This is a genomic window from Opitutia bacterium ISCC 52, assembly GCA_014529675.2.
Lineage (GTDB): Bacteria > Verrucomicrobiota > Verrucomicrobiia > Opitutales > UBA2995 > UBA2995.
Genome location: CP076040.1, coordinates 2104712 through 2127245 on the forward strand (window position 1 = coordinate 2104712; position 22534 = coordinate 2127245).

Consider the following 22534-nt stretch of genomic DNA (forward strand, 5'->3'; position numbering starts at 1 on the left):
GCCGTATGTTTTCTGTTTAAAAAGAAATTGAAGGATGTTGAGATAAAGCCATGTATTTGGCGGAAACTATATTGTGAAGATTCTCCCATTATTTAATTGGCTTACAGAACGAGGAACTGGTGTTCTTCTTCACCCAACTTGTTTTCCAGGAGACCAAGGTGTTGGTACCCTGGATCATTCTGCCCGACTGTTCATAGATTTTCTTGAAAAATCCGGCATTACGCATTGGCAAGTTTGCCCACTCGGTCCGACTGGATTTGGCGACTCACCCTATCAAACATTTTCCGCTTTTGCGGGTAATCCTTATTTGATCGATCTCAAGATAATGGTGGGCATTGGATTGTTAAGCGATGCGGACCTTGAGCCCTTTAGGTTTATGCCAAGCAGTCGAACTGACTTTGGCCTACTCTATCAAACTAAATGGTTAGTCCTACAGAAAGCTTTTCATTCATTTCAGGAACAAGCTCCTAAACATAAACTCACTGAAGAATTCAATTCGTTCAGAATTAAACAGGAGAAATGGCTCAAGCCTTTCGGGTTGTTCATGGCGCTTAAGGAGAAATTTGAAGGTCGTAGTTGGCTCGAATGGCCTAATGCTTTTCGATCATTTAAATCGTTATCTGATAAAGATCTAGAACTAGAAGTTATTAAATCGGCAGAATCACATGAATTCTACCAGTTTTTATTTTTCAAACAATGGTCAGAGCTAAAGCAATATGCCAATGGTAAGGGTATTCAAATCATTGGAGACATACCAATTTTTGTATCTTTAGACAGTGTCGACGTATGGTGTGACCCAGAGTATTTTCAAATAGATAAAAAGACAGGAAAACCCAAAGCTATGGCAGGTTGTCCTCCAGACTATTTCGCGAAAGATGGTCAGTTTTGGGGAAATCCACTATATGAGTGGAAAGCAATGAAGGCTGATGGATATTCTTGGTGGATTGATCGCTTTGAGTCTTCCTTTCAATTGTATGATGTCGTTCGGATTGATCACTTTCGTGGGTTTGAAGCGTATTGGTCAATTCCTGCTAAAGCAAAAACAGCAGCTGAGGGGAAATGGGTCAAAGGGCCTGGGCTTGCCGTCTTTAAGGCGATCAAAGAAAAGCTCCCCAAAGCTAAGATAATTGCCGAAGATTTGGGTCATATAACTCCTGAAGTCTCTGACCTGTTGGCGGATACCGGCCTTCCTGGTATGGCAGTTCTTCAGTTTGCTTTTGGCGGCAGTAGTGACAACTTTTACCTGCCGCATAATCTAAAGGAGAATAGTGTCATTTATCCAGGTACCCATGATAATGATACGTCGATAAGTTGGTACGAAACCTCCGGTGATGTTATCCAGGATCACGTGCGCAGATATTATGATGTCGACGGCCAGAATGTCGGTTGGGATTTCATCAGATCCTGTTATCGTTCAGTTTCGAAATTGGCTGTCATCCCACTTCAAGATCTCATGAGTCTTGATGGCTCTGCGCGAATGAACGAACCGGGTAATGCCCTTGGTAATTGGCAATGGCGATATCAGACCTGGCAACTGGAGGCCTTGATGAATGAGAGCTCAGATTATTTGGCAAGCTTAGCCAAGCTGAACGGTCGCTGATAAATACAATTATTTAGTCAGGAATGAGGAGATTTCGGGTATCAGCGAATCTCTTTCATCATCCAGAATGTAGTGCCCAGAATTCGGGTAAGACAATACCTTCGCATTTGGGAAAATGTTTTTCCATTTCTCGAGAAATAGATCGTTGAAGCAAAAATCTTTAATGCCCCAACCAAGCAAAATGGGTTTATTTATTAGTTGAGGTAAAAAGGCTTCGATTTCAGATAACAGCTTGAAAGTTTCGTCACTGGTATCGGTAGGAATATCCTGGACGAATCGCAAAGTAGCGACCCGGTTTTTCCAGTTATTATACGGCAACAGATAACCGTCTTTTTCTATACTGGTCAGCGGTTTCTTGACTGCCATGCTGACAGCTGATCCCGCGAATCCGTTAAAGCCCCTGACGATTAAATCACCCAACAAGGGGATGCGACACAGGGCGATGCGTTTGGGAATGCGTGGTAAATAGAACGCGGCGGTGTTTAAAATAACAATTTTCCTTACTTTCTCTGGCAACGCCATTGCTACGCCCATGCCAATGGCCCCGCCCCAATCATGGACGATCAGGTCGAAAAATTCTAAGTCCAGCCCCTCAATCCATCTTACCGCATTTTCAATGTGTTGCTTAAGATTATAGGGATAATCTTGAGGCTTATCGGATAATCCGCATCCCATGTGATCCAAAGCCAAGCATCGGAAATTGCCACGCAAAGATTTGATTACATTTCGGTAATAAAATGACCAAGTCGGATTCCCGTGAAGCATAACGACCGCTCGTCCTTGGCCTTCGTCAACATAGTTCAGGTGACAATCACCAACAGACGCCTCGTTTTGATCGAAGGGATATTCGGACTGAATGTGCTCTGGTATCTCCACTACTAAAACTGAATGGCTAACATCAAGCTGCTCAATCCACTGCCAATTCCAAGAAGCGCGACTTTATCGCCAACTTGCACCGCTTTATCTTCAACTGCTTTTGCTAAAGTTAGAGGACATGATACCGAACCTACATTGCCCCATGAAGGATAAGTGATGTAGTCTTTATCCAGGTTTAAATTCAAGGCCTCAAATAACTGTCTTCGATGAGCTGAACCTACCTGATGGCATATAAAACGATCGATATCTCCAGCATCCCATTCATTTTCTTCCAGAAATGCCCTCCAGGTTGTTTGGGCCAATTGAATTCCGGCCTTTAGAAGCTCTTCCGAATCAGTTAGCATTTGAAGCTCTCCCTGTCCTGAAGCTCCGCCTTCACAAAGTAAATTACTTGCGGAATCGGTTCTAACGCTACCACCAAGCAGCTGTGGAGTTTCAGGAGCCAGGACCTTTCTGCAAAGAACAGCAGCTACACCGCCGCCACCGATTGTTAAATTTGCAAAATAAGGCTTAACAGATTTCCGGGTTTGCTCTGGTTTTTTTAGCTCACCAAGCGTCCAATCCATGAGCGACTTTCCGTTTTCACCAGAACAAACCAAGGCTCTCTCGAGTTGGCCTGATTCAATCATAGAGCCAACCAAGGTCAGTGCATTTAGAAACCCCAGACAGGCATTGGACAAGTCCCAGATTTGGGCTTTGGGGCTCATTTCAAGTAATCCATGCACATAAGATGCGGTTGCTGGCTCCATTTTGTCACGGCAGACAGCCGCATGCGCAACCAGGTCGAAACTATCTGTGTCAAAACGACTGTTTGCCAATGCAACCTTTCCAGCAGCTGCGCTGATGCTTGATGGCATGGTTTCTACCGGGTAAAAACGTCTTTCCTGGATGCCCGTCATTAATTCCAGGCGTCCCTTGGGAAGCCGTAATCTTTCGTAAGTTTCGCTCAGCTCTTCTTCAATCGCTTCCGAGCTCAGAACTTCTGGCGGCGTATCATAGGCGATACTCTCAATGACTACATTGCTAAAACGCATAAATCAGGATTCCGGTCTCTCCGGACGCATCGCAAGCCTCACCACGTCCTTGTCGAAGTAATTACAATCCATGCCGGCATCGACTTTTATATTGCCTCCATTGATACCGCTTGAGCTTGGGCTCAGTAAAAAAACTCCAGCATTTGCCACTTCCTGAGTCTGGACTGCCCTACCCCTGAATGTAATTTTTTCTGAATACAAATAGCTCTCCAGGTATCCCGGAATGCCCGCTGAAGCACTCGTCTTTAATAAGCTCGGATTTACAGTATTGAATCGTACGTTTGTCGATGAGCTGAATGATTTTGCCAGATACCGCATGGCACCATCGAGCGCTGCCTTTATGGGAGACATATAGCCATAGTTTTCAGCAGTGACTCGATGTGAGGATATGCCAATCGCAAGAATGGAGGCGTCATCTGTTAGGTTTGACTTAAACGCATTTACGACTTCAACAATGCTAAAGCATGATATTTGAGTCGCTTGAAGAAAGTCTTCTCTTTTTGTCTCATGGAAAGGTTTTATGCCTTCACTGTAATTGGCGAAAGCAATGGAATGCACAATTCCATTAAGATCGGGGAAGTCCTTTGTGACAGCTTCTGCTAAAGCATCTATTTCCTCTTTGTTTTCAACGTCGCATATATAAACCGGTTTACCATGGAGGAGTTTGTTGAGGCTTTCTTTTCTGGCTTCCGATCTAACGCTATAAATGACCGTAGCACCCTCCTCTTCCAGGGTTTTTGCAATATGGAAAGCTACTGATTTCCGGTTGGCCACACCCATTACCAGGATTACCCGGCCTTCTAAGTTTAAAAAGCTCATAATCGCAAATTAATCTCCTTCAACTAGAGCGAGCGTGTATTCAAGGTTCAGCGACCGTTTGTCTCCATTCTTCACGACTCCTTTGCAGATGAAGAACATCCCCATCTTTTCTTTTATGCTCACCTCGATTGTCAAAACATCACCCGGTCGAACCATCTCGCGGAATCTAGCGTTCATAATCTTGCCTAAAACAGGAGTGACTTGTTTGCCTTCGTAATCTCCAGAATACTTCTGTACTAAAAATACAGCAGCGCTTTGAAAAACTGCCTCGCAGATGATCACACCAGGCATGATAGGGTTTCCCGGGTAGTGTCCTTGAAAAAAGTCGAGGTCTTCGCGAACTGTAAACTGAGTGATGGCACCATCCTCTCGCATTTCAACAACCTCATCTACAAATAGAAAGGGTGGTCTATGTGGAATGGCTCTTAATACTTCGTCGGATGACATATTAAACGGCAGCGGAATTAACCGCTTCCTTATTTAGGTTATAGAGAAATTTGTCCATTTTGTTGGCCGTGATAATTCCGTAATTTATAGCACCTAGCCAGCCTGACATGATAATGCCTACGGAACCTGCATGATGAAGGCCTGCAATTTGGTCTGGTAAATTCATCGAGACAGGCAGTCCTTCAAATTTAGTTCCAAAACTGGTGCCCAATGGATGGCGAGTGTAGCTCTCCACCGTTTTTGGAGTCGCAGCTTCAAGGTGGCTAATTTTACTACGCGCATCTGGGATATATTTTTCCAATGCTACGACGGATTCCTCTATGATGCGATTCTTATGGAATTCATATTCTTCGTCACTGAGTTTATCCCAGTCTTCAAAAGTGGCGTTAATGGAAGTGACGATGGTTGTTCGACCGAGTTCCGGTCGGGTATCAGGATAGTAAACTGAAAAAGTACGACTCGTGGTATTAAAATCCACAAGTTCATCGCTACTGAATTCTTCGCTTTCTGAAGTAAAGACGAGATCTCCTATATCTGGAATTGTCTCTCCTTCTTTTATGCCAATATAGATCTGGCATGAGCTGCTATTTATTCGAACAGGTTCAACTTCGTTCAGGTAATCTTCAGAAAAGTGCTCTTCCCCAACTAGACCTTTTATCGTCCCAACGATATTTGCATTAGAAAGGACTGATTTGGTGCGAATGAAACGTGTCTCTTCGCTTTTTCGTGAGCGAAGCACCACGCCAGTAATGTGCTTTTCATCGCCTTCCCCTGCTACTTCGATTTTTTCAACCAGGACATTTTTTCTTAATTCGACACCGTTCGACTTCATTTCTTCGACCATCTTATTTATGAGTACGTCGGTTCCACATTTAAATGTGAAAACGCCTTTGCTCATGAAGTTGGAGAAGACAATACCGTAGGTGATCGCCGGATCGTTAAGCGTTGATCCATTTGCGTAGGTAATGGGTTCCATCAACAAGCGATGTACATCTTTCCGTCCAGGGAAGAATTCTTCAAACAAATCGCCCGTCGTTCGATCGTCCTGATCAAAGAAGTCCATTCCTCTGAGGTGATCGTAGAATCCTTCTACATGGTCTCGATCGACTCCGAAATGATTCACCAATTTGTCTGTGAAATCAACACGATCAAAGGTGGTCCAAATATTGAATTGCGGATTAATGAATCGCACATTCTTGAGCTGAACGATCATGTCAGCGATTTCCTTGGTCCAATATTTTCGGCATGATTTTTTCATGCCGATCGGAAACCCATGAAGCGAAATATCGAAAATGTGTCTACCAGGGCGTTTAAACCATGTCGCTAATCCACCATATTGATAATGGTGCTCGAGCAGTAGCACTCGATGCCCATTTTTAGCGAGGTAGTTAGCGCCGGACAAGCCGCCCAAACCGCTACCGATTACGACTGCATCGTATTCGTCTTCAACACCTTCTAACCAGTCTTTTGCCATGTACAAGTGGATGGAATAAAATAAGCCCTTATGGGTAAAGGGAAAGTCCTGCCTACGTCAACTGTTCCGCCTGGAAAATAGCGGTTTCTGAAGTTCCGGAGTTAGTCTCTGAGTCCGTAGAGATTTGCGACAGTAATTCCACTGAGCATGGCGCCTACAATTCCGAGGAATCCTTGATCGGTTCCGCAAATGAATAAGTTATCCAGATGAGTCTTGCCCGGTTTATTCTTTATAGGCGATCCGTATACGGCTCCCCCTAGTCTGCCAGTGAATTTTGTCACCGTAGTGGGTGTAAACATATCCGTGGCGATCGACTTTGATCGAATGGTCTTGAATGAGTCTACAGGCAGGAACTTGCACGCGGACTCGCCAATTCTATCAAACCAGCGGGTTTTCTCTAAATAGTATTCTTCTGGTCCCAGCTTTTTCCAGGTCTCGTAATTTGCCTGAGCGGTAAAACGAATGATTCCTTCGCTTAGTTGCCGTCCATCTGAGTATTCATAGTTGTTAGGCATACAAATGACCCCACTTCTCGGGTCTACGGCTTCTTTGGGGCATTCAAACTCGAATCGTTCCCAGTCATTAAAGAAAACAATGGTATCTTCAATCCCAAGGTCTCTTGGCTGATCCTTCAGTATGCTGATGGTCTCCGTGAAGCTCAAACGCCCTACATTCTCCTCTAGCCCTTGTTCAGAATAGCCTTCGCAGATTCGCAACGTTTCCGGCCATCCTGCACATGAAATAACCTTTTCTGCTGTGATGGTTCGACCATTGTCGAGTTCTAGGCCCGTAACTCGTTGGCTGTCAGAAAAAATCTTTTTAACGCCCAATTTCATGCATCGCTCTACTCCGGCCTCTTTCATCTTGGCCCTCATAATTCGCATCATGACTCTTATGCCTTCAAAAGGCCGTGCGAATCCCTCGTAGAAAAGCGATTTGAACAAGATGACGAATTGCCCGAATTCCATGTCCTTCTCTCGTGCATTGCCATAGAACATCAACGGGCAAAAAAGCATGTCTATAAGGACGGGGTGAGTCAGGCACTCAGCAACCACTGCTCGCGCCGATACATCTGGGTAATCGAGCTCATTGTCATCCCATTCGTTGATCTTAGCTAGTAGCTTTCGAAAACCATTCATTTGATCGGGGAACTCCCGTTCGATTTCCGATTCAAGGAAGGCAAATCCGTTTCCGAACTTCAGGTCAATTCCTGGAAATGCAATTCGGGAAAATGCCTGCGGATTGAGGTCCAATTCATCGCGAGAAATGCGAAGCTGCCGAATGATCTTACCTAGCGGAGTTCCTTTAACACTGGAAGGTACGTAATTAGTTAAGGCATGTAGCCCTACATCATAGGCTCGACCTTCAATACTGTAGAAACTGTTGAGCCCTCCTATTACATTGTGACGCTCCAGCAGACATACTGATTTGCCGAAGTGCGAGAGACGAATGGCAGCGGCCATACCGGACATACCGGCGCCTATTACGACCACATCATAGTGGTCTAGATCAGGTTTCCTTATAGCGAAGTTCAATTAGCTGCCTTGAAGGGCTGCGAACTTCGGCTCGAGGTAATTGGCACAACTATCTAGTGATGCTAGCTCCTGGTAATCGGATTCAGGGACCTCAATGCCGTGTTGCTTCCGCAGTTCCATCACAATATCCAGAAAATCCATGGAATCTAGTTCCAATTGATCCCTGAGACGCACATCTGGTGAAATGTCAGTAAGGTCTTCATCGGGAGCGATTTCTGCGATTATCTTTAAAACGATATTCTTGATGTCGTCTTTGGTCATTGTCTGTAAATCTACTTAGTCCTGAAACCGGGTCACGACAAGCGAAGAATTGATTCCCAGCATGCCAAAAGAGTTGTTGAAAATGGCATCAACTCGGTCCAATTCAACCGGTTCTCCGATTACAAGGTTCCCCACGTTGCACTGGGGGTCCAACTCGTCAACATTAATTGTAGGATGGACCATTTTATCTATAAAAGCCGGCAAATTTCCTGCTAATTCAAGCGCTCCAGCCGCTCCCATAGAATGGCCGATAAAGCTCTTTGTGTTGTTAATATAGGTAGAATCACTTTTGCCAAAAACCTCCCCAATCGCCTCACATTCCTGAATATCCCCTTGCTTCGTAGAAGTGGCGTGCGTGTTAACGATCTGAATGTCCGAACCTTCAATATTTGCGCGTTTCAACGCGGCTCTCATACATTGGGCCTGCCGCTCTGGATTAGGTAGAACATAATCGGTGGCATCCGAGTTCAACGCCCAGCCTGAAACCTCCGCTATGATGTTTGCTCCTCGGGCTTTCGCATCATCCAAGCGTTCCAGGCAATAAAGGCATCCTCCCTCACTCACGACTATGCCATTACGCTCCATGTCGAAGGGTCGACTCGCTTTCGTTGGATCCTCATGCGTTGCCAGTGCATTCTGGCTTTTGAAGGCGGCAAAAATACCGAAGGTATGAATGCTTTCACTGACGCCACCTCCTAACGCGAAATCGATCTCTTCCAGTTGCAGCATCTGGCAGGCTTGAATTACCCCGGCATTACCGGCTGCGCATGCGGCGCCTATGGCATAGTGCGGCCCCGTAATCATGAGATTAATTGTGATTTCTCCGGCAGGATTGTTGGCTACGGTCCGTGGATTATGGTGATGCGTCCAGAATCGTGTATCGTAGTCATATTTGGAGATATTGAAGATTTCATTTTCTGTCTCTACGTTGCCATGCTCTGTCGCTCCTACATAGACTCCAACTCGGCTCTTATCGAAGGTTTCCCAGTCAATACCCGAATTGGTAATTGCCTCATTAGCACAATAAATTCCTACGCTTCCAGCGCGGGTGCCAATTCGGACCGCTTTCTTGGTCTGGTACTTCAGTGGATCAAAATCGCATACGCCCGCATGGACGGTGCCCATATAACGGGTTTCGATATTCTGAATCGTGGAAACCTTGTTCAGCAAGTTGGCACGGTATTCCTCAAGGGTATTTCCATTGGGAGCAGTCAGGCCAATGCCAGTGATAACGATTCGATGGTGGGACATAGTGGGATTAAACAGTCGATGTAAGTTAAAGATTTGGGAAATTAAAAGGTTAATATTGCCCGTATAGATACCTTCTGTTCCGATTCTGCTTCACCTCTCAAATTGGCACTATTTATTGATGAAGATTCTTGTTGTCGGTGGTGCCGGCTATATAGGCAGTCACTGTGTTCGTCAGATTATCTCTGCAGGCCACCAACCAGTAGTTGTTGATAACCTGGTTTTGGGTCATCGAAAGGCTGTTTCTGGTGATGTTCCCTTTTACCAAGGCGATTTGGGTGATGAAGGCTTTGTCCTGCCATCCTGGAAAATGAGAAAATAGACATCGTCATGCATTTTGCTGCTTTTGCGGCGGTTGGTGAAAGCGTTCAGGATCCGATGATGTATTACCTGAACAACGTAGCTGCTACGATTCATCTGTTAAACTCTATGAAGAAAGCAGGGGTAAACAAATTCATTTTTTCATCAACTTGCGCAACGTTTGGCATCGTAGAAGATTTGCCCATCACCGAAAACCACCTTCAGAAGCCGATCAATCCTTACGGTCAGACGAAGCTGGATATAGAGAATTTCCTCAGATCATATGCTTCATCTACCGATTTCTGATTTGCCGTATTTCGCTACTTTAATGCGGCTGGCGCATCCGAGGATGGATCAATTGGTGAAGATCATGATCCTGAATTCAGCTTAATCCCCCTCGCGATCCAGTCTGCTATTGGGCAAAGAAGCAGTTTGAAACTATGTGCCAATGATTACCCCACGCCTGATGGCACTTGATTGAGGGATTATGTGCATGTCGATGATCTATCCAGTGCCCATATAGCTGCCTTTGAGAAGCTTGAAGAACCAGGTCAGCAGCTCTTTTTCAACCTAGGCATTGGGAAGTCCTCCTCAGTGAAGGAAGTGATTTCAACAGTAGAAAAAGTGAGTGGCCTAAGCGTTCCATTTGAATATGCGGATCGTCGACCCGGTGATCCTCCGGCCTTTTTTGCCGATTCGACAATGGCTAACGACATCTTGGGTTGGGAACCCAAATTTCCTGACTTAGAAGCTATCGTAGAAACCGCCTGGAAGTGGAACTCGAGTCATCCGGATGGATTTGATGACTAAGACCCTTCTGATGCTGCGTCATTGCTCTTCTTTATACTGCTCGATTCGTTTGCGAAGCGTGGCTCGAGTAATGCCAAGGATGGCTGAAGTGCGAACCTGATTTCCGCCGGTTTCTTCCAGCGCTCGAACAATCATGGCATGCTCGATCAGGGTCAAAATGTCTTCGTTGGCCCCTTCTCGGAGTTTTTTGTAAAGCAACTCATAGCTGTCTTCTATGCTCAGCACCGAAGGGGCTGGATCAGTGGCAGTGGTGCTTTCGTCTTCATCTTGAGCGTCCGAACTTACTTCCGTAGAAGTCGACAATTTCTTCAGATCCAAATTGCGCTCGTTTGCCCAATCATGAATTTCGGAAGGAAGGTCTTTGGAAAGTATGGTATCACCCTGCGCCAGGACTGATGCGCGATTTATTACGTTTTCAAGTTCACGCACATTGCCAGGCCATGGATACTGTTCTAATAATGAGCGAACATCTGCACTAATGCGGTTAATTCGACTTTTCCCTTGTTTGGCGAGGCGCTGGAGCATGAAGTCTATTAACTCAGGGATATCGGCGCTTCGCTCCTTTAAATTCGGCAGGCGTATGCGGGCTACATTGAGTCGGTAGTAGAGGTCTTCCCTGAAATCTTTGTCCTCGACCAACTTTTCCAAGTCCTTGTTGGTCGCGGCAACCAGACGGACGTTGACCTTAAGGGTTTCAGAGCCCCCTACTCGCTGAATCTCCCCTTCCTGCAATACGCGCAGCACTTTTGTTTGGGTCGCGAGTTCCATATCACCGATCTCGTCCAAAAAGATGGTGCCTCCATCGCAGAGCTCAAATTTACCTTTTCGAGTTTGAGCCGCCCCTGTAAACGCACCTTTTTCATGCCCAAATAACTCACTCTCAATCAAGTTTTCCGGGATAGCAGCGCAATTGACCGCGATGTAGGGGCCGCCTGATCGAAGGCTGTGCTGGCAAATGGCTTTGGCGATCAATTCCTTACCCGTTCCACTTTCGCCGGTAATCAGGACAGTAACTTCACTGGCTGCAATTTGCCCGATCTGCTTAAACACCTCCTGCATGGGCTGAGAACTTCCCACTATGCCCTCCTTATAGTCGTCGCTATTTAGGAGAGGTTCATACTCCTCCGTGCTTTCTCTGTCGGCTTTCGCTTCCAGTGCTTTTTCGATGAGCGACATCACCTTCTCCATATCGAAGGGTTTGATGATGTAGTCGAATGCTCCAAATTTCATGGCTTCAATGGCTGTCTGAGTAGTGCCATAGGCCGTCATCATTATGATATGACAGCTATCTCGGTCACCCATGAGATGCTGGAGTGTCTCCAGTCCCGAGATGCCCCCCATTCGGTTATCGAGAAAAATAATATCCGGTAGCTCCTTGGCAGCGACTTCTATCCCTTTTTCACCACTGCCAGCCTCTATTACTTCGAAATTGCGAGTTTGTAAGACACGGCTCAGTGAATAGCGAACTTCATCGTCGTCATCGATAATCAAAATTTTTGCAGTCATTCCTTCCATAGATCTTCTCCTGGTCAGTTGGGTTTAACCTATCTTACAGCAGGATTTTTGCCATTGCATAGGCTAAACAAAAGATGGGTCAATTCTCATATGCAAATCGCATAGGTTCAAAAGACAATGAAGATCCTTTTTGAAGACGCTCTATTACTGGTAATCAGTAAGCCAGCAGGCACCATCACTGAAGGCCCTACCAAGGATGGTAAGGAGTCAGCAGAGTCATGGTTGTCTAAAAATGGGCAACAGCGTGTATACGCCTGTCATCGATTAGACCGAGATACAACGGGTGTGGTCATTTTTGCTAAAACAAAATCAGCTCTACGACTCATCAATGAACAATTCTCCAAGCGTCAGATAAAAAAAACTTACCTGGCTTGCGTGGATGGAGAATGGGCAAAGGCCTGGAATCGAATTGAAACTAGAATTAGAAGAACCACGGGAGCGGCCTGGGAAAATGCCGATGAAGGGAAGCTGGCAATTACGACCTTTCGGAGATTGGCATCTTGGAATGGCCGAAGCCTTCTGCAGGTGCTGCCCAAAACAGGCCGGACTCATCAAATTCGGCTCCATTGTGCATTCAAGTCCTGTCCGATATCAGGTGATGGGTTATACGGTCAAAGGACAGAAGATCTGCCTTCGATGGCCTTACACGCCCGAGAACTTTTATTTAAGCACCCTACGACCCAAGAGAATTTGCGGATAGAAGCCCCCTTGCCGGATTACTGGCAATCGCATTGGTTAAAGGATTGCCCAGTTCAAATGGACTAAAGCGATATGCCTCTTTTCCAGGGCAGAAAATCGTCCTGTCCAAGTCGAACCGCTGCAGGTTGGAACTTGCCACTGGCTACGTCGACAACCTGGTCCAGCAATTCATTTCCCATTTCAGGAATGGATTTTTCACCTCTAATAATGGGGCCTGCATCAAAATCGATAATATCACTCATGGATTCAGCCAGTTTGGTGTTGGTGGCCATTTTTATGGTTGGGGTAACCGCATTTCCGGTAGGCGTACCCAGTCCGGTAGTGAAAATGATGATATTGCATCCGGCTCCGGCAAGTGCGGTGGTTGATTCCACATCTCCGCCAGGGGTGCACAGTAAGTTCAAGCCCGGTTTGGTCGCCATCTCTGGGTAATCCAGCACATCTTCAATAGGCGAAGTGCCACCTTTTTTTGCGGCCCCGGCAGATTTGATGGCATCCGTGATCAATCCGTCGGCGATATTTCCAGGGGAAGGATTGGCATAAAACCCTGACCCCACCTCTTCTGCACGAGCCGAGTAGGTATTCATCAAATCCTGAAAACGCTTGGCCACCGGGTCTGAAACACAACGATTCAATAGTTCGCGCTCGACCCCACACAGTTCGGGGAATTCTGCCAAAATAGGAGTTCCCCCCAATGCTACTAGCATATCAGACATGTGACCCAGGCTTGGGTTGGCTGACAAGCCAGAGAATCCATCAGAGCCTCCACATTCCAGCCCTATGGTCAGTTTGGATAAGGGAGCAGGTTCTCTTTTTAATTGGTTAATATCATCGAGGCCTACAAAAATATCTTTTAGGGACTGGGTGAGCATCATCTGCTCTGACTCGCTTTTCTGCTGAGTGTGAATATGGAGGGGTCGATCAAAACCAGGATCACGTTTGTCAATTTCTTCCTGTAAGCGACTGACTTCGGCCTGCTGACAACCCAAACTCAAAACGGTAGCACCCGCCACATTGGGATGGGTTATGTAGCCGGCCAATAAACCGCACAAGGCATGAGAATCTGAATAAACGCTTCCACATCCAGCTCCATGAGTAAGGAATTTAACTCCGTCTACATTGGGGAACGGTCTGGAACTGGCTCCAAGACCGGCAGGTAATTCTTCCGCTAGCCACTCCTCGCGGCTGGCCCCCTGCTCTCTTAGGAATGCCATGCGCTTGAATAGGCTTTCATAGCGACTGCGCTGCCCCATTCCTAAGGTTTCAGCCACGGCCTCCCGCATCACATTGATGTTCCGATTCTCACAAAATACTAGAGGAACCACCAACCAGACGTTTTGAGTTCCTGCGCGCCCGTCAGATCGGTGATAGCCGTCAAAGGTTTTACCATTCCATTGCGATATATCCGGAGCGGTCCATGAGGCCATCACTTCACGCTGGGACGCAGAGTAGCTATCAATTTCGTGGGTAATATTGTTTATGGTCAGTAATCCGCCAGCGGGAATAGCTTCATTCGCAATCCCGACGGTTACTCCATACATGTGTATGAGGTCGCCTTTTTGAAAGTCCTTAAGGGCTACTTTGTGTTTCGCCTGGATGGGTTCGACGGTTTTGATGTTTGGAGAAACATCAATTCCAGGTGCTAGGTCTTCTAAAGCGACAGCTACGGTATCTTTAGGATCAATGATTATAGAGGTTTTCATACTAAATGGTGAAGGAACCCCACAGACTTAGGCTTTACGGGTGAATATCAGCAATAAAATTGTCGAAAGAAACGTAATTTGAGAGTTTGGACTTCACATTCTGGCAAACCTGGGCATCTACCAGCCCAGTGGTATCGGCGAGAAAACAAATATACTCAGCCACTTTGACGGCGTATCGAAGGCGACCTTCATCGCTGATCGAATAAAAACGTGCCCTCTGTTTGTATCCTGCCGGCGAGTGATCACCTAAAGAGGACTTTTCAGCTACCCCATCGGCAGCCAGCACGTAGAGGAAATTGTATTCAAACCAGAACATATGATCTGGGTTGGGTCTTAGCGCTTCCAGGGCCGTTCTAGTGCTGGCAGCTGACTCGAACACCTCCGTATTTGTTTTCTCAAAGTTGAGGGCATCGACAATGAATTCACGGGCCATTTTTTGTTCTGTTGGATCGGCGCTGAATGCTCCTGCCACAGCTAAATCAATGGTGAATGCATACCAATCCCTCCATAGAGCTTGGTCACTGGTGTCACTCGATTGGCTGAGCGCGACACCCATTTCGTAGGTGTAACGACCACTGGTTTTAATCTCGAGATTCTGAGAAGTCACGTCACCCATCACTTTGTAATTCTCTCCTGATTTTCCTGAACCAGAATGAAAACCAATGCTGACGCCCAGTTTTTCACAAACAACCCATTGGCGAGTGATCATCTCTTCCAGTTCCTTATTATCAGGATATGGCATGTTCTTTTGGAAACCAAATGCAGGTGCCACAAAATCTGCCGACATGCCCATTGCTTCACATAATGAGAGCATAATCCCTGTTGTTTCTGGGCTCGTAAGTCCTGGCAACTCATCGATTGATAATTCCCGCAAGTAGGCACGGCCTTCCTCGTTTGTGAAAGCAGCTTCCCGGGCGGCCCGGTATTTATCATCCCGAACCTTCATCTTTTTCATGGCAGGCCAGACATAACAGAGAAGTTCATTAAACTCTGCCTCGTCCAATGATAGACCGAGTTGATTTACTTTTGAGCGAACCGTATCGACCAATGAAGTCTCTATTTCCTTCTGCACATAGTCGACTCTCCTTTCCTGGCTGTCAGGCACCAGTGTTTCAGCGAGCTCTGGAGATAGGTCAAAAGTGATGTATGAAGCGAATAAGCAACCAGCTACCAGTGCATCTTCGCGTATGTCGTACTTCCCGCCGATGGGTTGATGGTCGGCATTGAAGCTCCATGCGATTCGCCGGTGATGAAAACCACTTTTCAGTTTTTGCAAAACACAGCCGTGACTCATGCCCTCGACAGACTGGCCTTGGTGTCCTTCCGGAACATCCGTCCCAATGAATGGAAAGGGAACCGTTTCCAGTTCATCAGCCAACATCACGTCGACATCGTAGACCAGTTCCCTTGGGATACTATTTTGATTGGCAGTAAGCCCGATTCCCAGTTGCGCCATTGCCCAATCGACTCCTGGCCAGTGGAGGGTCGTAAAGCGTGCGCCTATGCCAAGAGTGCTATTTCCAAGCTCCTTGGAAGTTCTTGGGAAAATCGTGCAGTCGATGGTATCTTTTTGAACGATGTTCTTTACCTTGATCAGGTTTTCAAAACTAGCCGGGAAATAGAAACAATTCTCAATCTGAACACCGTCGGAAAGTACTTCGATAGCATCATCAAACAATGCTTCAAGACACCAAGCATGATCACCGAGGTGATCTTCGACCAAAGACCACATTCCGTGTCCTGTCGAAAAATGACTCGGTTCATGGCGGGTAATATTTTTCGATGAAATATTTGCCTGTAGAGACTCCCAATCTAAACAAAAGTCTGGACTGATACAGGGGTTGTCGTGAATCCGTAGATTATGTTCGAGAAGGAATGAATTGATCGCGCTCATGAATAAAAACCATTAACATGAGTATCCCTTCCGTAGACTAAAAGACAAATCCCGTACTTAACCTGACCTTTTCATGGAAATAAGGAACTCGCGCATAAGGTACCTGAAAATGGCTTAATCCCTTGGAAAGGCCAATGTTTCCCAGCACCAACGGTGAGAGGAAGAGAATAATCTTAAGCGGATTCATTGCATGGCCTTAATTTAGAGCGCTAAAATATAACCTATTCGATTCGGATTAATCGTCAAACATGCAACAGAATTGGACTCGCGGTTCCGGATCATGCCCCCAGTATTTCAGCTAGCTGGTTCAAATCCTTGGCAATGATATCGACAGGAACTTTCGGAATTACCGGACTCTTCCCCAGGCCGAACTCATCCGGACGCTCAATTGCTGCAACCTTCAAACCAGCTTTTGCAGCACCGGCCATATCTACGTTATGTGACGCTGCAGATACCATCATGCATTCACTGGGATGGAACTCAAGCGCCTCCGCCGACGCCTGATAGACACGTGCCTTAGGTTTATAGTCCTTAGCAATGTCTGCGCCGAGGGTCGCATCAAAACGGATGTCATTGCGGCGTGCAACATCGGCAATCAATCTAATATTCGCATTGGATACTGGCGCCAAAAGAAACTTCTTGCGCAATCGGGGAAGTGCACTCGCAACGTCTGGCCAAGCGTCAAGACGGTGCCAAGAGAGATTAAGATCATGCAGGACGTCCTCCGACAAGCCTGTGACGTCAAAGCGTGGGAGAACCATATCAAGCATTCGACGATGCACGACATCCAGATTTACATATGGAATGCGGCCAGAACGGACTTCCTCCATTCCCGGCCCATATAAGGAGCGCCAGGCATCCGCGAAGGCCAACCAGTCGAGCGAGTAGCCTAGCGGTTTAAGTATGGTTTCTACTGATCGCGCGACACCCGTGCGCCAATCAAGAACTGTGCCGAACATATCAAAGAAAAGCGCTTTGACACCGTATTGTGAATTGCCGGGCACCCCTTGGCCAAATCCTGGACCCGCGGACAAAACTGCAAAGCTTGTGACAATACTGCCACCGGTCAGTATCGTTGAGCTCTTCAAAAAAGATCGCCTTCCAATTATCGTCATATCGTTCTCACCTTTCCAAATCAGCACTCAGAACTGCATTAATGCCATCGTAGTTGATTGCCTGGATGGTCTTATGACTATCAGCAAACTCCTGATAGGAAAACAATACTGAAACACCTCCTGCTCCAGATTCAATGTATGTAGTTCCGTTAAGATTAAGAGTGACAGACCATCCAAGTGGGAGATCTGCGGTCCCATTGCCGCCGATGCTTATCACCGTCCCAGGTAATGCTTGAATCAGAAGCGCGTTAATACCGATAAGACAACTTACAATACGAAACAGGGGAATCATGCTCGCCAATTAACTAACGATTCAATTTATCGGCAATTTTATTTTATGAGTAATTTATCCCGTGGCTTTGAAAAGTCATAGAGAGTATAAAGCCTGTAGGGAGAAAAATTCTGTGTGGGCTACTCAGTCTCTGTCCGACTATAATCTATGCCTCAGGAGAATAAAATTCTGTCTGGGTTAAGGAATACACATTAATCAGCCTGTCCGTCAGGGCAGACCCCCTCCCCGCTCTTCTCTGAAAATTACTACAATATTTTTAGAGATTAGCTAATGCCTACACTCAGAGGAATTCGGATACGACCACTCCACTTGTGTTTCACAGAAAGGGGACCCCTGTCTTCGTATTCGAATGTGTTGGATAGATGGGAGCGTTTATATACCAGCGACTACCCCAGGCTTTATATGGCGACCTACCCTACCCCTAATTAGCTTTAACAGGAATAGGGACCAGGGCACAGCTGCAAGCCTCTGGATTCTACTTGGCAGGTGCGGTTCATACTTATGACAGCGTCAGCAAGTGTAGGATTAATAACTTGGTCCTCCTTGGGGACTAAGTCACTTCTTCTGCCTTGTGCCAGTCCTACAGTCTCCTTCTGAAGCTGATAAGCTCCCCTAGGCACCTTTCAGCTCTTAGGAATAAAGGGGAAAATAAGGGATTGAATTCGTGATAATGGCCCACAAGTGGCTCACAGCGACCTGCAGAAAGCTCTTTTCTAAAACGATAAATGATCGTATTTTCTTTATCAGCAATAGATTACAAATGGTGCCAGAGGGCAGAGTTGAACTGCCGACCAAGAGCTTATGAGTCTCCTGCTCTACCACTGAGCTACTCTGGCATTTTTGAAATAGCGGATGAAAGGACTTATTCTTGCTAAGTCAAGTCCCGACAAGCAAAACCAAAATCCATAAATGGCCATGCAATTAGTCATTCGCTAAGCCCAATTCTTGCCTACACAAGAGAATGGGGACACCTTCAAGCCCCATGGGGATTTCTTCTTTTGGTATCCACCCCTCCGACTTGAATAGCTGGTATGCAGGAAGGTTATCTTTCATAACGTGAAGGTAGACAGCGAAATATTTCTCTGCCCTTGAATGAGCTAATGCCTGTCGAATCAACCTACGACCAAGGCCTTGTCTGATGAAATCCCGATGAACATGCATTCCCTCCAAATATGCAGCCGAACCCAAGTCATCTTTATCTTGGTAGGCAGTGTCCGGCTTTAGGGAAACCATGCCTGCAATACGGATGTCTGCTGAGGCAATCCAGATTGTAATTCGGTCGTCTAGGGCTCTTTTTTTCAATCCTTTTCATAGTCACTTAAAACCCGACTGGTGAGCCAATCTTGAGAAGCATAGGGCTTGAAGGACTCAGAGTGACTAAAGTGGTGGAGAGGCGCCAGGGCAGGCCAATCAGAATACGAAGCCAGTCTCAGTTCGATCTCGGGACTATTCAATTCTGTCATTGTTGATATCCTGGGCCCCGTCTTCCATTCGTAGAGAAAAATAGTCTCTCAAGTAGGTATGTAGTTCGGGCTTGTTACTGTTCCAACGCCAACAACCACTTTCATCAATTGCGATATCTGTGTATGGATTGAATTCATGCTGCTCAAGTCCCGCACGTCTCTTGTCATAATTACGGTCCTTTATTGCCCCATGCCATAGATGATAAATATTGCCAGAGACAAACCCAAGATCGCCAGCGACTTCACGATAAAAAGGAATAGCCCAATCTAAGAAATGCTCCTTTCGTTTGGGATTCATTTTGAGGTTTCCGGAAATGTCTTCAAAGTTCCCTAACACTCCACTTAGAATGGGACCATCCCCTCCCCCTACAAAGCAAGCATCATACAACTTATGTCTATCGAGAAGCTCATGTCGGGCTGCCCAAGCTAAGCCGCGTGTGAGTCCCCAAGCCCTCTTGTCTGTGGATTGCATTAGATCATGGATGCGTTTGTTAGCTCCAAGGGCCCTAGCTAATGATTCGCATTTTTGTGAGCTATGATTCGGCGAGAAACATCCAGGTGGTGCTCCTCGATTAAGTTTATATGAATGCGCAAAAGGTTGAATGACCTTATGACGTTCGAGTGCTTCTTCTGCTTCAAGAGCCCACTCATGGTTTTCAAAAACAATATCACAATCCAACCAGGCCACCTTTCTGCAGGATTCAGGCAAAGCCTCGATTGCTACGTTGAGCAAACGTTCCTTCTGTCACATGATATCTTTCCCTGTTAACTGAATCATCAGTTCGGCATCATCGGCTGGTAGATGATATTCACCCGTAAAGGATAATTCTACCGTTACTAACGGTATCTTAAGGTGCTTCCTGAAGATATCGTAGTTGGATCGTCTATTAGCGTAATTGCAGGGATTAAAATAGGAAGTAATCGCCCACAACGGTTGATTTGATTGGGAATGACTCAGCGCTCTGTTGTCATTATATACAGTCGGTCCACTCATTATGTGCGCGAACAATTATTTGGATCCATGATCAGCTCTTTCCCGGCCTCCGAAATATTTGTCCCGTATCCATTTGGGCTGCCATACGTCCAACGTCCGCTTCTCATTGTCGTAGACTGGGATTTTAGATTTCGGGTTGGCGACGAGCAGAGGATCTGGATCTCCATATTGATCCCTTGCTTGCTCCATGAGGCCCATCATTCGTTGGAGTTGCTTTTGATGCTCGGGAGATTCCGCCAAGTTGTTTATTTCATGCGGGTCGTTTTTAAGATCAAAAAGTAGTATGTGATTTATTTTCGGATACACGTGCAATTTCCAGCTGCCATCACTGATCGCTCGCTGATTATCCTGGAACGGTAGAAATGCAGTTTTGTGGGCAGATTTCTTTTTTCCAGACATGAGCGGATTTAGATCAATCGAATCTATGTTCGAAGGCGCTTCAATTCCCGCAAATCCGCAAATGGTCGCGTAAAGGTCATGGACGTAGGAATAGGCCTTGCTCGACTTGCCGACTGGCACGCCAGGACCACTTAGGATTAATGGAGCGCGCATGCTCTGTTCGTAAACATTTTGCTTTCCCAGCAAGCCATGGCTGCCCATGCCTAATCCATGATCAGCGGTGTAGATAATTAGGGTGTTGTCAGCATGCGGTCCGTTTTTGACGGCATCGATGACACGACCTACTTGCTCGTCTAGATGAGTAATCAGTCCGTAATATTCACAGAGTTGGTCACTGATTACTTCTGGGGGTCTTGGCCAGGGAGCTAAACCTTCATCACGACCACCCGTAACCTGAGACGCATTCGTAAACGGGTGATAGGGTAAATAGTTTTCAGGCAATGGAGGACGGTTGTTGTAATACATCTCACGATACTTGACAGGTGGATTTCGAGTATCGTGTGGAGCGGTAAGAGCTACGTATAAAAAGAATGGATGCTCTTCATTGGCATCATCAATGAATTCAACGGCTGCATCCGCAAATACCGTGCTGGAAAATCCTCCAGCTGATCTTTTCGGCGTTAGCTCTCCGTTAACGTAATCCTGAACCACGAAATCCGTGTGATCGACCATGCCGCCCATGTAGACCGATTTGCCATTGGAAAAAGAAGCCTGGAGCGTTTCCAATCCATTGTGCCATTTCCCAACAATATAAGTGGAGTAGCCCCCTTCTTTTTCCAGAATAGCAGGTAGAATTGGCAGCTTAGCCCAGCTCCTGGACTTGTTCCCTTCAGGTAAATTCATCCAATGGAGTCCGGTCATTAGCATGGACCGACTGGCTACACAGACTGCCCCGCTGTATGAGCCGGCACAGTAGTTACGCAAAAAGCTGAATCCACTCTCAGCTAATGAGTCTAGATGAGGCGTTTGAATGTGAGGATTGCCGTGTGCTCCAATGGTGTCCGCTCGTTGGTCATCGGCAAAAAGAAAGACAATATTAGGTCTCTCTGCTGCCGTGAGGCTGAACTGAGCGAAAAATAGGCAGAGGTTTAGGGTAAGTGGCCAGGCTTTCATATCCCGAATGATCCTTAGTCCATCAAGCTTTGGCCATCAAAAAACTCTTCCAGAATTATCAAATAAGTCGGTCCAGTTTTTCTCCGACATCCGCTTTAAAGCGATCTATGAACTCCAGTGTATAGTCTTTAATCGATAAAGATGGATCTAAGACCAAAGGAGTCAGATCCATAGACCAGGTAAGGGCAGTCGCATCGTCGCTAGAGTGTGAAACAAAGTAAGTGGCATTGGCAAGTCGTCGGCCTGCGGTAGCAAGGTCGTAGCGTTTACCGCCACTGATCTGGGAATCATAAAGGGCTACCAGGGACTGGGCCATGTTCTCGTATTGGCTGCAGTCGAGAACCGATTTATCGCTATCCAACATCCAGTCCAGGTCACGCCAGACTTCGCAGCCATATACCTTCTCGGGTTTTAACGCGTCTGGAAGCTTCCGCAAGGCGGCCAACGATTTAGCTAAAACTGCGATATGCGTATCATGTTTGTCGGCTGGATTATGAAGGTACACCGTTTTAGCTCCTGCTTTCTCTAGGATCTGCACCAGGTCTTCGGTCGCGGAATCATTCGAAGTGTCCTTTATCTCAGAGGAACTATAGTCCATCTGAAATTGTGCGGCATAATCTCCAACGAATGCGGCCTTATTTTGTTCGTCAGCTCGCACCTGAACCATTTCCTCATCGGTGTAATCTTCGTAGACCCCGACACGTGAGCTTCCTGCCCCGTTGGTGACAGTGACCCCAGTGAACCATTGGTTGCGTTGACCATAACAGGCAGCAATACCGTTGTAAGCAAAGATTTCCAAGTCATCCTGATGCGCGCCAATTGCTAAGTGCGTAGTCTTGCTGAGTGCTGTATTCAGATCAGAACCATCTGGGATATAGGTTTGGGCAGTCGTCTTATTAAATTCCATGGGTTTACTCAATGGTTTTAAAATACCGAGATGCGA

19 protein-coding genes, 1 tRNA gene and 1 pseudogene are annotated in these 22534 nt (G+C 46.4%); 3 read left to right on the plus strand and 18 right to left on the minus strand.

Annotated features, from left to right (window positions below; genetic code table 11):
* The first annotated feature begins 70 nt into the window (after positions 1–70).
* The gene (gene malQ, locus GA003_08990) at positions 71–1600 is read left to right on the plus strand and encodes a 4-alpha-glucanotransferase (protein QXD30386.1); all 1530 of its coding nucleotides are present in this window, start codon (positions 71–73) and stop codon (positions 1598–1600) included.
* Positions 1601–1609: 9 nt separating this feature from the next.
* On the opposite strand, the gene GA003_08995 is transcribed toward malQ, so the two are convergent.
* From GA003_08995 to GA003_09030, 8 genes are all read right to left on the minus strand, one after another.
* On the minus strand, positions 1610–2458 hold the full coding sequence (locus GA003_08995) for an alpha/beta fold hydrolase (GenBank protein QXD30387.1): 849 nt from the start codon (positions 2456–2458) through the stop codon (positions 1610–1612).
* A 20-nt stretch (positions 2459–2478) separates the two neighbouring features.
* Positions 2479–3510 carry a 3-oxoacyl-ACP synthase III gene (locus GA003_09000; protein QXD30074.1) on the minus strand — a complete coding sequence of 344 codons (1032 nt, stop codon included), beginning with the start codon at positions 3508–3510 and terminating at the stop codon, positions 2479–2481.
* Positions 3511–3513: 3 nt separating this feature from the next.
* Positions 3514–4329: an SDR family oxidoreductase gene (locus GA003_09005; protein ID QXD30075.1), complete on the minus strand. Its 816-nt coding sequence runs from the start codon at positions 4327–4329 to the stop codon at positions 3514–3516.
* 9 nt (positions 4330–4338) lie between these two features.
* The gene (locus GA003_09010) at positions 4339–4776 is read right to left on the minus strand and encodes a beta-hydroxyacyl-ACP dehydratase (protein ID QXD30076.1); all 438 of its coding nucleotides are present in this window, start codon (positions 4774–4776) and stop codon (positions 4339–4341) included.
* Between the two features lies 1 nt (position 4777).
* Positions 4778–6250 (minus strand): NAD(P)-binding protein, encoded by a 1473-nt coding sequence (locus GA003_09015; protein QXD30077.1) that lies wholly within the window; start codon positions 6248–6250, stop codon positions 4778–4780.
* A 101-nt stretch (positions 6251–6351) separates the two neighbouring features.
* Positions 6352–7722 carry an FAD-dependent oxidoreductase gene (locus GA003_09020; protein QXD30388.1) on the minus strand — a complete coding sequence of 457 codons (1371 nt, stop codon included), beginning with the start codon at positions 7720–7722 and terminating at the stop codon, positions 6352–6354.
* A 63-nt stretch (positions 7723–7785) separates the two neighbouring features.
* Positions 7786–8046: an acyl carrier protein gene (locus GA003_09025; GenBank protein QXD30078.1), complete on the minus strand. Its 261-nt coding sequence runs from the start codon at positions 8044–8046 to the stop codon at positions 7786–7788.
* A 15-nt stretch (positions 8047–8061) separates the two neighbouring features.
* Complete coding sequence (locus GA003_09030) at positions 8062–9297, minus strand: beta-ketoacyl-[acyl-carrier-protein] synthase family protein (protein QXD30079.1); 1236 nt, start codon at positions 9295–9297, stop codon at positions 8062–8064.
* Positions 9298–9415: 118 nt separating this feature from the next.
* On the opposite strand from GA003_09030, the pseudogene galE reads away from it, so the two are divergent.
* Positions 9416–10404 (plus strand): annotated as a pseudogene (galE, locus tag GA003_09035) (UDP-glucose 4-epimerase GalE).
* A gap of 18 nt (positions 10405–10422) precedes the next feature.
* Here the strand turns inward: galE and GA003_09040 are convergent.
* Positions 10423–11919 (minus strand): sigma-54 dependent transcriptional regulator, encoded by a 1497-nt coding sequence (locus tag GA003_09040; GenBank protein ID QXD30080.1) that lies wholly within the window; start codon positions 11917–11919, stop codon positions 10423–10425.
* Between the two features lie 117 nt (positions 11920–12036).
* Here GA003_09040 and GA003_09045 point away from each other — a divergent pair, with 117 nt between their 5' ends.
* Positions 12037–12684 (plus strand): RluA family pseudouridine synthase, encoded by a 648-nt coding sequence (locus tag GA003_09045; GenBank protein ID QXD30081.1) that lies wholly within the window; start codon positions 12037–12039, stop codon positions 12682–12684.
* Here the strand turns inward: GA003_09045 and GA003_09050 are convergent.
* From GA003_09050 to GA003_09090, 9 genes are all read right to left on the minus strand, one after another.
* Complete coding sequence (locus GA003_09050; GenBank protein ID QXD30082.1) at positions 12681–14321, minus strand: altronate dehydratase family protein; 1641 nt, start codon at positions 14319–14321, stop codon at positions 12681–12683. The genes GA003_09045 and GA003_09050 overlap by 4 nt on opposite strands.
* A 34-nt stretch (positions 14322–14355) precedes the next feature.
* Positions 14356–16215: a hypothetical protein gene (locus GA003_09055; protein ID QXD30083.1), complete on the minus strand. Its 1860-nt coding sequence runs from the start codon at positions 16213–16215 to the stop codon at positions 14356–14358.
* A 278-nt stretch (positions 16216–16493) separates the two neighbouring features.
* Positions 16494–17330 (minus strand): haloacid dehalogenase type II, encoded by an 837-nt coding sequence (locus GA003_09060; protein ID QXD30389.1) that lies wholly within the window; start codon positions 17328–17330, stop codon positions 16494–16496.
* 7 nt (positions 17331–17337) lie between these two features.
* Positions 17338–17622: a hypothetical protein gene (locus tag GA003_09065; protein QXD30084.1), complete on the minus strand. Its 285-nt coding sequence runs from the start codon at positions 17620–17622 to the stop codon at positions 17338–17340.
* Positions 17623–18383: 761 nt separating this feature from the next.
* Positions 18384–18458 (minus strand) — tRNA-Met (locus GA003_09070).
* An 85-nt stretch (positions 18459–18543) separates the two neighbouring features.
* Positions 18544–18924 carry a GNAT family N-acetyltransferase gene (locus GA003_09075; protein QXD30085.1) on the minus strand — a complete coding sequence of 127 codons (381 nt, stop codon included), beginning with the start codon at positions 18922–18924 and terminating at the stop codon, positions 18544–18546.
* A 144-nt stretch (positions 18925–19068) separates the two neighbouring features.
* A complete protein-coding gene (locus GA003_09080; protein ID QXD30086.1) occupies positions 19069–19557 on the minus strand; it encodes a hypothetical protein in 489 nt (162 codons plus the stop codon).
* A 537-nt stretch (positions 19558–20094) separates the two neighbouring features.
* Complete coding sequence (locus tag GA003_09085; GenBank protein QXD30087.1) at positions 20095–21591, minus strand: sulfatase-like hydrolase/transferase; 1497 nt, start codon at positions 21589–21591, stop codon at positions 20095–20097.
* Positions 21592–21649: 58 nt separating this feature from the next.
* The gene (locus GA003_09090) at positions 21650–22498 is read right to left on the minus strand and encodes a PIG-L family deacetylase (protein QXD30088.1); all 849 of its coding nucleotides are present in this window, start codon (positions 22496–22498) and stop codon (positions 21650–21652) included.
* Positions 22499–22534 lie beyond the last annotated feature (36 nt).